The sequence below is a fragment of the Aliiroseovarius sp. M344 genome, from assembly GCF_025140835.1.
Lineage (GTDB): Bacteria > Pseudomonadota > Alphaproteobacteria > Rhodobacterales > Rhodobacteraceae > Aliiroseovarius.
On the sequence record NZ_CP081153.1, the window covers coordinates 413,372 to 425,896 of the forward strand.

General features: G+C 56.3%; 17 protein-coding genes. 12 read left to right on the forward strand and 5 right to left on the reverse strand.

Going from position 1 to position 12,525, the window contains the following annotated elements; genetic code table 11:
* The 4 genes from rnhA to K3556_RS01930 all read right to left on the reverse strand — a co-directional run bounded on the left by rnhA (position 1) and on the right by K3556_RS01930 (position 2,671).
* Positions 1–453, reverse strand: coding sequence for a ribonuclease HI (gene rnhA / locus K3556_RS01915; RefSeq protein WP_260518050.1), 453 nt, complete (start codon positions 451–453; stop codon positions 1–3).
* Positions 446–1,033 carry a class I SAM-dependent DNA methyltransferase gene (locus tag K3556_RS01920; protein ID WP_260518051.1) on the reverse strand — a complete coding sequence of 196 codons (588 nt, stop codon included), beginning with the start codon at positions 1,031–1,033 and terminating at the stop codon, positions 446–448. The genes rnhA and K3556_RS01920 overlap by 8 nt, the downstream gene beginning before the upstream one ends.
* Positions 1,030–1,980 carry a 4-hydroxy-3-methylbut-2-enyl diphosphate reductase gene (gene ispH, locus K3556_RS01925; RefSeq protein WP_260518052.1) on the reverse strand — a complete coding sequence of 317 codons (951 nt, stop codon included), beginning with the start codon at positions 1,978–1,980 and terminating at the stop codon, positions 1,030–1,032. Before ispH ends, K3556_RS01920 begins: the two co-directional genes overlap by 4 nt.
* A 130-nt stretch (positions 1,981–2,110) precedes the next feature.
* A complete protein-coding gene (locus tag K3556_RS01930) occupies positions 2,111–2,671 on the reverse strand; it encodes an NYN domain-containing protein (protein WP_260518053.1) in 561 nt (186 codons plus the stop codon).
* Between the two features lie 101 nt (positions 2,672–2,772).
* On the opposite strand from K3556_RS01930, the gene folK reads away from it, so the two are divergent.
* The 12 genes from folK (at position 2,773) to recO (ending at position 12,101) form a co-directional block, all read left to right on the forward strand.
* Positions 2,773–3,369, forward strand: coding sequence for a 2-amino-4-hydroxy-6-hydroxymethyldihydropteridine diphosphokinase (gene folK, locus K3556_RS01935; RefSeq protein WP_260518054.1), 597 nt, complete (start codon positions 2,773–2,775; stop codon positions 3,367–3,369).
* An 84-nt stretch (positions 3,370–3,453) separates the two neighbouring features.
* Positions 3,454–3,810, forward strand: a complete 357-nt coding sequence (rpoZ, locus tag K3556_RS01940) for a DNA-directed RNA polymerase subunit omega (RefSeq protein WP_260518055.1) — start codon at positions 3,454–3,456, stop codon at positions 3,808–3,810.
* 34 nt (positions 3,811–3,844) lie between these two features.
* Entirely contained in the window at positions 3,845–5,983 is a 2,139-nt protein-coding gene (locus tag K3556_RS01945) for a RelA/SpoT family protein (protein ID WP_260518056.1), read from the forward strand.
* A gap of 30 nt (positions 5,984–6,013) precedes the next feature.
* Positions 6,014–6,661 (forward strand): DUF2062 domain-containing protein, encoded by a 648-nt coding sequence (locus K3556_RS01950; protein ID WP_260518057.1) that lies wholly within the window; start codon positions 6,014–6,016, stop codon positions 6,659–6,661.
* Positions 6,662–6,705: 44 nt separating this feature from the next.
* Positions 6,706–7,458, forward strand: coding sequence for a pyridoxine 5'-phosphate synthase (locus K3556_RS01955; RefSeq protein ID WP_260518058.1), 753 nt, complete (start codon positions 6,706–6,708; stop codon positions 7,456–7,458).
* Positions 7,455–8,072 (forward strand): LysE family translocator, encoded by a 618-nt coding sequence (locus tag K3556_RS01960; RefSeq protein ID WP_260518059.1) that lies wholly within the window; start codon positions 7,455–7,457, stop codon positions 8,070–8,072. The genes K3556_RS01955 and K3556_RS01960 overlap by 4 nt, the downstream gene beginning before the upstream one ends.
* Positions 8,073–8,486: a holo-ACP synthase gene (acpS, locus tag K3556_RS01965; protein WP_260518060.1), complete on the forward strand. Its 414-nt coding sequence runs from the start codon at positions 8,073–8,075 to the stop codon at positions 8,484–8,486. It abuts the gene before it with no gap.
* A gap of 87 nt (positions 8,487–8,573) precedes the next feature.
* The gene (gene lepB, locus K3556_RS01970; RefSeq protein WP_409557760.1) at positions 8,574–9,374 is read left to right on the forward strand and encodes a signal peptidase I; all 801 of its coding nucleotides are present in this window, start codon (positions 8,574–8,576) and stop codon (positions 9,372–9,374) included.
* The gene (gene rnc, locus K3556_RS01975; protein WP_260518061.1) at positions 9,371–10,057 is read left to right on the forward strand and encodes a ribonuclease III; all 687 of its coding nucleotides are present in this window, start codon (positions 9,371–9,373) and stop codon (positions 10,055–10,057) included. The genes lepB and rnc overlap by 4 nt, the downstream gene beginning before the upstream one ends.
* Positions 10,054–10,971, forward strand: coding sequence for a GTPase Era (era, locus tag K3556_RS01980; protein ID WP_260518062.1), 918 nt, complete (start codon positions 10,054–10,056; stop codon positions 10,969–10,971). Before rnc ends, era begins: the two co-directional genes overlap by 4 nt.
* Positions 10,968–11,300: a DUF1491 family protein gene (locus K3556_RS01985; protein ID WP_260518063.1), complete on the forward strand. Its 333-nt coding sequence runs from the start codon at positions 10,968–10,970 to the stop codon at positions 11,298–11,300. The genes era and K3556_RS01985 overlap by 4 nt, the downstream gene beginning before the upstream one ends.
* Before the next feature lie 54 nt (positions 11,301–11,354).
* Positions 11,355–12,101, forward strand: a complete 747-nt coding sequence (recO, locus tag K3556_RS01990) for a DNA repair protein RecO (protein ID WP_260518064.1) — start codon at positions 11,355–11,357, stop codon at positions 12,099–12,101.
* Here recO and K3556_RS01995 read toward each other — a convergent pair.
* Complete coding sequence (locus K3556_RS01995) at positions 12,098–12,496, reverse strand: META domain-containing protein (RefSeq protein ID WP_260518065.1); 399 nt, start codon at positions 12,494–12,496, stop codon at positions 12,098–12,100. The genes recO and K3556_RS01995 overlap by 4 nt on opposite strands.
* Between the last annotated feature and the right edge of the window lie 29 nt (positions 12,497–12,525).

Below are 12,525 nucleotides of genomic sequence, written 5' to 3' on the forward strand. Positions count from 1 at the left end.
CTAGCCCTTGAATGGGTCCATGCCGGCGCGGGCTAACTCGTCGGCGCGCTCGTTTTCGGGGTGGCCAGCATGACCCTTGACCCATTCCCAAGTCACGTGATGGCGCGCTTGAGCCGCGTCCAGTCGTTGCCAAAGCTCAACATTTTTCACCGGCTTTTTCGATGATGTCTTCCACCCGTTTCGCTTCCACCCATGAATCCAGCCAGTGACGCCGTTTTTCACATAAGCGCTGTCGGTGATCACTGTAATCGCGCAAGGCTTGCCAAGGGTTTCCAGCGCCATGATGGCGGCCATCAACTCCATTTGGTTGTTGGTTGTTTCAGCCGCGCCGCCGTTCAGCTTGCGTTCCTTGATAACGACGCCGTTCTCATGGGCCTGCAGCAATGCGCCCCAGCCACCCGGACCGGGATTGCCTGAACAGGCACCGTCTGTATATGCGAAAAACTCAGCCATGCGCCAATACCACCATCCAATCTGAAACCGTCCCTTCCAACCCGCGCCCAGCACCAAGTGTGCGTGAGTAGGTCGTGAACCCACTTCGCCTCAAAGCAGATTCAAGATCGTCGGGTTGGTAATAGGTATAGAAACGGCCCAACCGGTCGCGGCCCTCGCCCTTCCCCAGTTTCATGCCGATATGAAAAAGCCCGCCGGAGCGAAGCGCCGCCTGCAATCGGGTTAGCGTTGGCTCGAACTCTGAGCGAGGCAGATGCAGCAAACTGAAATTCGCCCAAATCCCGTCATACGCATTGGTCGCATCAATGTCCGAGAACAGTGCTTGCCGCGCGGGGACACCATTTGCACAGGCGCGTGTCACCATCGCGGCTGACCCATCAACGGCATCAACACTATGGCCAGCAGCTTGTATCGCCACAGCCGACAGGCCGGGACCACATCCCAGATCAAGCACATGGGCATAGGCTGGCAAATGGTCAAGAAAAGCCTGCAGGCCAGGGGACGACTTTTCGGCCACTCGCTTTTCATAGGCGTCCGCCTCGGCGTCATAGACAGCCAGCGTTTCGGAGTCTTTGCTCATGCGGTTTCGCGCAGGACGCGGGGGACTTTAAATTCGATGTCTTCCTTGGCGGTCTCAACCCGTTCGACAGTGACGTCAAAACGATCCCGAAAAGCGTCGACGACCTCGTCCACCAAAACCTGTGGTGCAGACGCGCCAGCTGTCAGGCCAACCGTCTGGATGCCGTCGATGGCGCGCCAGTCAATCTCGGTCGCACGTTGCACAAGCATGGCATAGGCGCAGCCATTGGCCCGCGCCACTTCAACCAGCCGGCGTGAATTCGAGCTGTTGGGTGCACCGATCACCAGCAACGCGTCGACTTTGGGTGCGACGGCTTTAACGGCCTCTTGCCGGTTCGTGGTTGCATAACAGATGTCTTCTTTGTGCGGCCCAACGATCTGTGGAAAGCGCGCACGCAATGCCTCGACCACGCCAGCGGTGTCGTCGACCGACAGGGTGGTTTGTGTGATATAGGCCAATTGCGCCGGATCGCGCGGCGTCAGAGTAGCAACATCATCGGCTGTTTCCACAAGCAGAACCTCACCATCAGGCAATTGACCCATTGTGCCAATTGTTTCTGGGTGACCTGCGTGGCCAATCATGACCATCTGCAGCCCATTTTGGTGATGGCGTTCAGCTTCGATATGAACCTTGGATACCAAAGGACAGGTTGCATCGACAAAAACCATCTCGCGGCGGTTGGCTTCGGCGGGCACAGCCTTTGCAACGCCATGGGCCGAAAAAATTACCGGGCGATCATCTGGGCATTCGTCCAGTTCTTCGACAAATACCGCGCCTTTTTCGCGCAACCCATCCACGACGAATTTGTTGTGCACAATCTCGTGGCGCACATAGATCGGCGGTCCCCACTTCTCAATCGCCATTTCGACGATCTTGATGGCGCGATCCACACCGGCGCAAAAGCCGTTAGGTGCAGCGAGATAGAGCGTGAGAGCAGGCTTGGTCATGGCATCCTCCGATTGGGGGGATGGGTAAGCATTTTGTGCGGCGAGGTCCAGTGCGAAGCGATTGAACGCACGGGACGAAAAAAGGCCGAGCCCAAGGCCCAGCCTTTCTTGTTCTTCTATTGCGGAGCTCTTAGTCCTCGGTTGGTTCGGGACGATCGAATTCCCGCGGTGGTCGACCCACCACGTCTTTTAGCTCTTCCAACTCGATAAAGTTGTCCGCTTGGCGACGCAGTTCGTCTGCAATCATCGGCGGTTGGCTACGTATGGTCGACACGACCGACACGCGCACGCCCTGCCGCTGCAACGATTCGACCAGCGGGCGGAAATCGCCATCGCCGGAAAACAAAACCGCGTGGTCAATATGTGGTGCAAGCTCAAGCGCATCCACGGTCAGCTCGATGTCCATATTGCCTTTGACTTTGCGCCGACCCATCGAGTCGGTGTATTCTTTGGCAGGCTTGGTTACCATCGAGAAGCCGTTATAATTCAACCAGTCCACCAAGGGACGGATCGGCGAATATTCCTCGTTCTCAAGAAGGGCCGTATAGTAGAAAGCCCGGAGCAGTTTGCCCCGGCGCATGAATTCCTGACGAAGAAGTTTGTAGTCGATGTCAAAACCCAGCGATTTGGCGGCCGCGTAAAGGTTTGAACCATCGATGAACAGCGCAAGCCGTTCGTCTCGGTAGAACATAATAATTCCTTTCCAATTCGCTTCGCCGAACAATCCCGTGAGTGGTATTTAAGAAATTAACCAACGAAGAAACATCTTAAGCAATCTAGGGAAACAGTGCCGTGTCGCAAGCAGATAATTTGCATCAAACCTGTCCAAAAGTGCTGGTTTCACTCGGGAGTAACGCTACGTCAACTTTACGGGATTCGGCGAACTTAATACGCGACGCTATCGAACACTTGGCTGAACAAGATTTAAGAATCACTAGAATAAGCCACTATTATAGCACGCCTTGTTTTCCGCCCGGCGCAGGTCCCGACTTTGTGAACGTTGCGATTGGGATCGAAACCGATTTGCTGCCTGATGATATCCTAAAATTTTTGCACATAGTCGAAGCTGAATTTGGGCGCGAAAGACCATCGCGTTGGGCACCGCGCACATTGGATTTGGACCTGATCGCATATGAGGACATGGTTTTGCCGGACAAAGCCAAGCTGAAACACTGGATGAGTTTGCCGTTGGACGACCAAATGCGTTTGGCGCCTGATCAACTGATCTTGCCGCACCCGCGGATGCATGAACGTGCCTTTGTACTGATTCCCCTCGCCGACATTGCCCCAAGCTGGCGCCACCCAATCGTTGACCGAACAGTACAAGAATTGGTCAACGACTTGCCTGATGCGGAAAAAATGGGGGTAAAGCGCTATGAGACCCCTTAAACCGCCCTTGTTTTTGCTTGTATCTGTCCGACAACGGCCCTAGATAAGCCTTTCACATCCCCTTGCAAGGAATGGAGTTTGATCATGGCCCGCGTGACGGTTGAAGATTGCGTAGATAAAGTACCGAACCGGTTCGAGCTTGTAATGCTCGCCTCGCACCGCGCCCGCGAGATTTCAGCGGGTGGCCCGATTACCGTGGACCGCGATAACGACAAAAACCCTGTTGTTGCGCTGCGCGAAATCGCGGATGAAACTCAGACCGCCGATGAACTGCGTGAACGCATGATCGAAAGCAACCAGACTCAGATCGAAGTTGATGAACCTGAAGAAGACAGCATGGCGCTGTTGATGGGTGCCGAAGCTGCCGACAAACCAGCTGATGATGACCTGTCAGAAGAGAAGCTTTTGCGTGCATTGATGGAAGCGCAAGGTCAGGGTTAAACGGATCTAAGATCCCCGCGGGGTGGCGGACCGGATGAACGACCTTCCAGATCTAGACCTTGATCTTGACGGGCTGATCGAGCGGATCCGCCGCTACAATCCCAAATCCGACGGCAAATTGCTGAGCGCGGCGTATGAATACGGCGCGCGTATGCACGACGGGCAGACCCGCCATTCCGGCGAGCCCTATTTTACGCACCCTTTCGCTGTCGCCGAGATTTTGGCTGATATGCGGCTGGATGACGCCACCATCATCACAGCCCTTTTGCATGATACGATCGAAGACACCCGGTCGACCTATTCCGAAGTTACAAATAAGTTTGGAACAGAGGTCGCTGAATTGGTTGATGGCGTCACCAAACTGACCAATCTGCAGCTCAGTTCGTCCGAGACCAAGCAGGCCGAAAACTTCCGCAAATTGTTCATGGCGATGTCCAAAGACCTGCGAGTGATTTTGGTCAAACTGGCTGACCGCCTTCACAACATGCGCACGATCCGCGCGATGCGTCCTGACAAGCAGGTGCAAAAGGCCCGCGAAACCATGGATATCTATGCGCCGCTTGCGGGCAGGATGGGTATGCAATGGATGCGCGAAGAACTGGAAGACCTCGCGTTCCATGTCTTGAATCCGGAGGGCCGCAATTCAATCATGCGCCGGTTCTTGAGGCTTCAGAAGGAAAGCGGCGACGTGATCGAAAAGATCACAAGCGACATTCGGCTGGAACTGGACAAGGCCCAGATCACCGCAAAAGCGTTTGGACGCGCCAAGAAGCCGTATTCGATCTGGCGCAAGATGCAGGAGAAAAACCAAAGTTTTTCCAGGCTTTCTGACACTTACGGCTTTCGTATCATCACGGGAAGCGAGGCTGACTGTTACCGTGTTCTGGGCGTGATCCACCAACGTTGGCGTGCCATTCCAGGGCGGTTCAAAGATTATATCAGCCAGCCTAAATCCAACGGCTATCGGTCGATCCATACAACGGTTTCGGGTCGGGATGGCAAGCGGGTCGAAGTGCAAATTCGCACCTACGAAATGCATGACGTGGCCGAGGCCGGTGTTGCGGCGCATTGGTCATACCGGGACGGTGTCCGCGCCGAAAACCCATTTGCGGTGGATCCCGCCAAATGGATTTCATCTCTGACCGAACGGTTTGAGGCGGCGGAAGATCACGATGAATTCCTCGAGCATGTGAAGCTCGAAATGTATCAAGACCAAGTGTTCTGTTTTACCCCGAAGGGCGAGGTTGTGAAATTGCCGCGTGGTGCGACACCGTTGGATTTTGCCTATGCGATCCACACCCGCATTGGCGACAGTTGCGTCGGGGCCAAAGTTGACGGGATTCGCGTCCCCCTCTGGACGCGCATCAAGAATGGCCAGTCGGTCGACATCATGACGGCCGAGGGGCAAAGCCCGCAGGCCACATGGATCGACATCGTGGTCACAGGCCGCGCCAAGGCCGCCATTCGCAAAAGTCTGCGCAGCGTTGACCGAGACAGGTTTGTGCGGTTGGGCAAAGAGCTTGCAAGGGTGGCATTTGAACATGTCGGTCGGAAATCGACCGATAAGGCTCTGGCGACTGCGGCAAAACAGCTGCGCTTGAAGGGCGTGGAAGAACTTTTGGCGCGATTGGGTTCGGCCGAGTTGCAGGCGCGCGATGTTGTCTCCGCGCTCTATCCCGAAAGTGTTGAAGCCGAGGCCGAAGTCGACCGCGATGCGGTCGTGGTGGGCCTTGAAACCGGGCAGGACTTCGCTCGTGCACAATGTTGCCAGCCCGTTCCGGGTGAACGGATTGTCGGGATCACCTATCGCGGCAAGGGTGTCATGGTGCACACCATTGATTGCGATGCGCTTGCGGATGTCGCTGAAGACAGCGCCCGTTGGGTCGATCTTCATTGGCATTCCGGACAGCATCCACCGATCCATACCGTCAGCATTGAACTGACAATTTCGAACGATGCGGGCGTCTTGGGGCGCATTTGCTCATTGATTGGCGAGCAAAAGGCCAATATCTCGGACTTGAAGTTTATTGACCGAAAACCAGATTTTTATCGCCTTCTTGTTGATGTCGATTTGCGCGATATTGAACATCTGCATGCCATTATGCTGACATTAGAAGCAGATAGTGACGTTGCCGAGGTTCGCCGGCACAGGGATGTAGACCGTAAGCCGTAACCTGCCAATGTTGGCCGAAAGGGATCATCCGTGTTCAAGAGAAATCCGCGCTCATACCTGCGTACTACTGCGGAATTTTTCTATCCACGCGGCGGTTGGTATCGGGCGTCTCGCTATGTGATCTATCGGGTCAGGCGTTTGCCGGATCCTGCACACCGGATATCACGCGGAATTGCAGCGGGAATATTTGCCTCGTTCACGCCGTTCTTTGGGATGCACTTTCTGACAGCGGCAATCATATCCTGGGTTATGCGTGGAAATGTTCTGGCGGCACTGCTGGCGACTTTTGTTGGCAACCCGTTGACCTTCCCCTTGATCGCAGAAGTGTCGGTCAATCTGGGCAATGCAATGTTAGGCCAGCCTTCAAACGTCCACCTTCCAGAGATTATTTCCCAGTTCGCAGCGGCAACCACGGATTTCTGGTCGAACATCAAGGCACCTTTTACCGATCATCTCGTCGATTGGTCCCGCCTTTCCGAATTCTTCCATCGCGTGTTCATTCCCTATTTGGTGGGGTGCATCATTCCCGGCATTATTGCGGGTACGATCGGCTACATTCTGTCCAACCCCGTTATTCATGCCTATCAGCGCCGGCGCATTAAGAAACTTAAAGATCGATATGAAAAACGTTTGAAAGTTCGGCGAGACGAAGCTGGCGATGCCAGCAAAAACCCTTAAGACTTGGCGCGTCGACAGATCGAATAGAACGAGAGGGACGCGACATGAACAACCCGACTGGAAAATTGCGTCTGGGCATCAACATTGACCACGTGGCGACGGTTCGCAATGCACGCGGGTCGGCATATCCTGACCCGGTGCGTGCGGCGAAACTGGCGGAAGAGGCTGGCGCAGATGGTATCACCGCCCACCTGCGCGAAGATCGTCGGCATATTCTGGATGACGATATCGAACGGCTGGTCGCTGAACTGAAAACACCTTTGAATTTCGAATGCGCCGCCACGGACGAGATGTTGGCAATTGCCCTTCGCCACAAACCCCATGCGGTTTGTCTGGTGCCCGAGAAGCGCGAAGAACTGACCACCGAAGGCGGGCTGGAAGTGGCGCGTCAGGACAACAAGCTGGCCGAGTATGTCGCACCGTTACGCGACGCGGGTTGCCGCGTGTCGCTGTTCATCGCCGCAGACCCCAAGCAGATCGAAGCGTCTGCCCGCATAGGCGCAGCCGTGGTCGAATTGCACACAGGCGCCTATTGCGACTTGCACGCTGCGGGTCGGTTTGACGAACGTGACGCCGAACTTGAACGGCTGCAAAAGGGCGCAGCGCTTGCGCACTCACTGGGGCTCGAGGTGCACGCTGGCCACGGAATAACCTATGACACGGTGAAACCCATCGCCGCGATGCCCGAGGTGGTCGAGCTGAACATCGGACATTTTCTGATTGGCGAAGCCATCTTCCGCGGCCTGCCCGATGCCATGTCCGACATGCGCCGCTTGATGGATGAGGCGCGGGGATGACGAGCGCGACGCTCATTGCGGTGCTGGTCGGCTGGATTGTTGCAGGTGGCAGCCCCGGTCCAGCAACGCTGGCTATCTCTGGAACTTCTATGGAGCAAGGCCGCATCGCAGGCCTTTCTCTGGCGTTTGGTATTCTTGCCGGGTCCGCGATGTGGGGGATCGCTGCGGCCTTCGGGTTCAGCGCCTTGATGCTGGCGCATTCCTGGATGTTCGAGGTGGTACGATATGCTGGCGCCGCGTACCTATTGTATCTTGCGCTGAAGTCACTGAAGTCCGCGTGGCAGCCGAAGCCACTTGCGGCGTCACAAGCCGCGAATGGGCACGTGTTTTTCAAAGGGTTTTTGATCCATCTGACCAATCCCAAAGCGGTTTTGGCTTGGGGCAGTATTTACGCAATCGCATTGCCCGCATCGCCCGAACCCGTTCAAATCTGGAACCTGTTCGCCTTGCTGATAATCGCGTCCGCTTTGGTGTTTTTGGGATATGCAGTTCTGTTTTCCAACCCGGCGATTGCGTTTGGATACCGGCGCGCCAAACGGGGGTTCGACCTTGTGTTTGGCCTTCTGTTCGGCGCGGCTAGCGCGAAAATTTTGACGGCAAAGCTGGAGGTCTGAATGATCCTTGGTATTGGCACCGATCTTGCAAATATCGACCGGATCTCTGGCACGCTCGACCGGTTTGGGGACCGTTTTCGCAATCGGGTATTTACCGAAATAGAGCTTAAGAAGGCTGCGCGCCGAAAAGACGAGGCGGGCACGTTGGCCAAGCGCTGGGCAGCGAAAGAAGCGTGCTCCAAGGCATTGGGCACCGGGCTTGCGATGGGGATCAGTTGGCGCGACATGGCAGTCAGCAATCTGCGCACCGGGCAACCTGTTATGGCGGTCACGGGTTGGGCGGCTGATCGGTTGGCGCAAATGACACCTGATGGGCACGAGGCGATCATTCATGTCACCCTGACCGATGATCACCCTTGGGCGCAGGCCTTTGTGGTGATCGAGGCGCGACCTGTCGAAAAGGTGCCAACATAAGGGCGTCGTTACCTTGCAAACTTGACACTTCCCGCGCATCCGCCCATATCGCCACACATCCCCAATGGGCTGGCACAGATCAGTCCGATGAAAGAGGCAGACGTGAATATGGCTGAAAAGAAACAAGATGGCATCTTGGAAACGATCAAGACGATCTTCTGGGCGCTGATCATCGCAGGTGTGTTCCGCACTCTGTTCTTCCAGCCCTTCTGGATCCCGACCGGTTCGATGAAAGACACGCTGCTGATTGGCGACTTCTTGTTTGTGAACAAGATGGCATATGGATACTCCCGCCATTCCTGCCCGTTCTCAACCTGTCCTATCTCTGGCCGCCTGTTCGGATCAGAGCCGGAGCGCGGAGATGTGGTTGTGTTCCGCCATGCGACCCTGGGCACCGACTACGTTAAACGGCTTATCGGCCTGCCAGGTGATAAATTGCAGGTCAAGAACGGCATCCTGTTTATTAATGGTGAGGAGGCCAAGCAAACACCCAACGGGACGTTTGAGGAAATTAAACGCGCGCAGGGCCGGTTTGGAACGTTCCCACAATGTACCAACAGCCCGGTCGGCGAAGGCGGCACCTGCATTAAGGAAAAGGCCATCGAGACGTTGCCAAATGGCGTCAGCCACTCGGTGCTGAATGTCCGCAACACACGGTTGGACAACACGAACGTATTCACTGTGCCGCAAGGCGAGTACTTCTTCATGGGTGATAACCGCGACAACTCGACGGACAGCCGGGTTAGCCCGAACGCTGGTGGCGTGGGTTTCGTTCCGGCCGAATACCTTCTGGGCCGCGCGGATCGCATTATGTTCTCGGCGGCGGGCAAGCGGTTGTTTTATTTCTGGACGTGGCGGTCTGACCGTTTCTTCAAGGCGATCGAGTGAAGCTGTCGAGTGATCTTCAAGCCTTTCAGGGCCGTATCGGGTATGAGTTCCAAGATCCCGAATTGTTGATCCGCGCGCTGACACACGGCTCGTTTTCGTCCCCAACCCGCCCCGATAATCAACGGCTGGAATTTCTGGGTGATCGGGTGCTGGGGCTGGTGATATCCGAAAAGCTGTTGCGTGACGATCCAGATGCGCCAGAGGGCACTCTTGCGCCGCGCTACAATGCGCTCGTGCGCAAGGAAGCCTGCGCCGATGTGGCGCGGCAGGTGGATGTTGGGGCGGTGTTGAAGCTGGGACGCTCCGAGATGAAAACCGGTGGCCGTCGTAAACTGGCCCTTTTGGGTGACGCGATGGAGGCGGTGATTGCCGCGGTTTATCTTGATGGCGGTTTGGAACCAGCGCGCACGATGATCGTGACGCTTTGGGGCGATCGTATCGACCAAGTAGAAGATGACGCACGAGATCCCAAAACTGCGTTGCAGGAATGGGCGCAGGCACGAAAAATGCCGCCGCCAGAGTATATCGAAACCGGTCGCGAAGGCCCTGATCACGAGCCGATGTTTACCATCGAAGCAAAACTGTCCAATGGACGGTCGGCCGAAACCAAGGCCAATTCAAAACGCGCCGCTGAACAAGCGGCTGCCCGCGCGCTGCTCAAGCAGCTGGAGAGCAAACAATGACTGATCAACCGCAACGTGCCGGTTTTGTCGCCCTGATCGGTGAACCCAATGCCGGAAAATCAACGCTGACCAACCAGATGGTCGGGGCCAAAGTCTCGATCGTGACGCATAAGGTGCAGACGACACGGGCGCGTATTCGTGGCGTGGCCGTTGAAGGTGACGCGCAGATCGTGTTCGTCGATACCCCCGGCCTGTTCCAGCCGCGCCGCCGTCTGGACCGCGCGATGGTTGCCGCAGCGTGGGGCGGAGCGGCGGATGCCGATATCACTGTCTTGCTGGTCGAGGCGCATCGCGGCGTGACCGAAGGCGTGAAGCGCATTCTTGAAGGGTTGGAAGGGATCGGCAAAGGCCGCACGGTCGCGCTTGCCATCAATAAAATTGACAAGGTCAAAGCCGAAGGTTTGCTTGCGTTGACCAAGGAGCTGAACGAGCGTTTCGACTTTGCCGAGACATTCATGATCTCGGCCGAGAAAGGTCATGGCGTCCCCGCCTTGCGTAAATGGCTGGCAGAACGTTTGCCCGAAGGACCGTGGCTGTACCCCGAAGACCAGATTGCCGATTTGCCGATGCGGATGATTGCCGCCGAGATGACGCGCGAAAAGCTGACCCTCCGGCTGCATCAGGAATTGCCATACCAGTTGACGGTCGAGACTGAGAACTGGGAAGAACGCAAAGATGGTTCGGCCCGTGTGGACCAGATCATCTATGTCGCGCGCGACGGTCACAAAGGCATCATCCTTGGCAAGAAGGGTGAAACCATCAAAGCCGTGAGCCAGTCCGCTCGCGCCGAGTTGGAAGAATTCATGGGCCGCAAGATCCACCTTTTTCTGCAGGTCAAAGTGCGACCGAACTGGTTGGACGAAAAAGAGCGCTATTCAGAAATGGGCCTTGATTTCAAGGACGGGAACGCTTGACCCGGCTGACGGCTGATCTTTGGGTGGCGGCGTATCTGACGCGGCTTCGCCTGTCCGACATACCTGCGTTTATTACCCAAAAAGGTGATGCGACTGCCGGGGCGGTGTTGGTGAAGATGAACACGCTGGACGGCAAAGCGGCTGCATATCAACGCAGTTTTGACCTTATGACCGGGGACCGCTGTTGGGTCATTCTGGCTGAGGGCGATGAGAGTGATGTCGACGCGGCACTGGGTCGGCAAAAAGGCTTCGATCCAGACCTTTGGGTGATTGAAGTCGAAGACCGCGCAGGACGGCACTTGTTGGACGAGCCGGGATTGTCAGACTGACGCCATTGCCAACCTCGTATTGAGGGCTAGTCTGACGGCAGGAGGTTAAGGCGTATGGATTGGCGGGACGAAGGCGCGCTTTTGTCAGTGCGCAAGCACGGCGAGACCTCGGTCATTATCGACGTCTTTACCGAGAAGCACGGACGACATGCAGGTGTCGTGCGCGGCGGGACCAGCAGAAAAATCGCCCCAATCTTGCAGCCCGGTGCACAGATTGATGTCGCGTGGCGCGCGCGCCTTGAAGAGCATATCGGCAGCTTCAGCGTCGAGCCGATCAGAAGCAGAGCGACAATTCTGTCCGATCGCACGGCTCTTGCCGGTTTGAATGCCGTGACCTCGCTGTTGACTTTTTCACTGCCTGAACGTGAAGCGCACCCCGTGCTGTATCGCCAAACGCTGGCGATGCTCGACCTGTTGGGTGTGAATGAAGCTTGGCCAACAGCCTATCTGAAGTGGGAACTTGCTCTGCTTGAGGAGCTGGGCTTCGGGTTGGACCTGTCCACCTGTGCTGTGACCGGGGCGTTAGACGACCTTGCTTACGTCTCCCCGAAAACCGGCAGGGCGGTGTCGGTCGAGGCGGCAGGTGAATGGGCAGACCGGCTGTTGCCGCTGCCGCCCGATTTGATTGGTGCAGGACGTGGTGCGCGGGAAAGCGTGATCGCAGGTCTGCAGACCACTGGCTTTTTCCTTACACACTGGTTGGCGCATTCCTTGGGCAACAGGCCGCTACCAGACGCGCGAGAACGCCTGATTGATCGCCTCAAGCGCGAGGCGCGCGACGAACAAAGCGGACAACCTTAGCGCTGTGCCAGGAACACCATCTGCCGCCCGGCCTCGTTCGACATGATCAACATGTCGCCCGATGTCTCGACTTGGCGCATTTGCCCTAAAGCTTTGAAATACTTGTTTTCCTCAGCTTGGGCGTCGCAGGTCATTCGGGTCGCCGCAATGGGGCCGATTTCGAACCAAGGATAGGGTGCTTTTTGCTCGCTTGAATACCTGTTGCACGGCGCGTCGCCGACGATCTGGCCGAGCTTCGGGAACGATATTGTAGCGTTGGCATCAAAGGGCTTTCTGTCGATCTCAAGCAGTTTCCAGACGGCTTTCCGATCAGCATATCCCGATATGGTTTCATCCTTGCACCCCATCAGCATGAGGGACGCGGCTGTCGCGGTTATTAGCAAAGCATTTTTCATGGGACCAACTTACGCCTGAAGTGCCGCCA

Bases quoted from the DNA above. Each gene is read 5' to 3' on its own strand.
- lepB (WP_409557760.1), top strand. From the start codon at position 8,574: ATGAAAGAGGCAGACGTGAATATGGCTGAAAAGAAACAAGATGGCATC.
- rpoZ (WP_260518055.1), top strand. From the start codon at position 3,454: ATGGCCCGCGTGACGGTTGAAGATTGCGTAGATAAAGTACCGAACCGG.
- K3556_RS01945 (WP_260518056.1), top strand. From the start codon at position 3,845: ATGAACGACCTTCCAGATCTAGACCTTGATCTTGACGGGCTGATCGAG.
- K3556_RS01995 (WP_260518065.1), bottom strand. From the start codon at position 12,496: ATGAAAAATGCTTTGCTAATAACCGCGACAGCCGCGTCCCTCATGCTG.
- acpS (WP_260518060.1), top strand. From the start codon at position 8,073: ATGATCCTTGGTATTGGCACCGATCTTGCAAATATCGACCGGATCTCT.
- recO (WP_260518064.1), top strand. From the start codon at position 11,355: ATGGATTGGCGGGACGAAGGCGCGCTTTTGTCAGTGCGCAAGCACGGC.
- K3556_RS01955 (WP_260518058.1), top strand. From the start codon at position 6,706: ATGAACAACCCGACTGGAAAATTGCGTCTGGGCATCAACATTGACCAC.
- K3556_RS01930 (WP_260518053.1), bottom strand. From the start codon at position 2,671: ATGTTCTACCGAGACGAACGGCTTGCGCTGTTCATCGATGGTTCAAAC.
- K3556_RS01960 (WP_260518059.1), top strand. From the start codon at position 7,455: ATGACGAGCGCGACGCTCATTGCGGTGCTGGTCGGCTGGATTGTTGCA.
- era (WP_260518062.1), top strand. From the start codon at position 10,054: ATGACTGATCAACCGCAACGTGCCGGTTTTGTCGCCCTGATCGGTGAA.
- rnhA (WP_260518050.1), bottom strand. From the start codon at position 453: ATGGCTGAGTTTTTCGCATATACAGACGGTGCCTGTTCAGGCAATCCC.
- ispH (WP_260518052.1), bottom strand. From the start codon at position 1,980: ATGACCAAGCCTGCTCTCACGCTCTATCTCGCTGCACCTAACGGCTTT.
- K3556_RS01920 (WP_260518051.1), bottom strand. From the start codon at position 1,033: ATGAGCAAAGACTCCGAAACGCTGGCTGTCTATGACGCCGAGGCGGAC.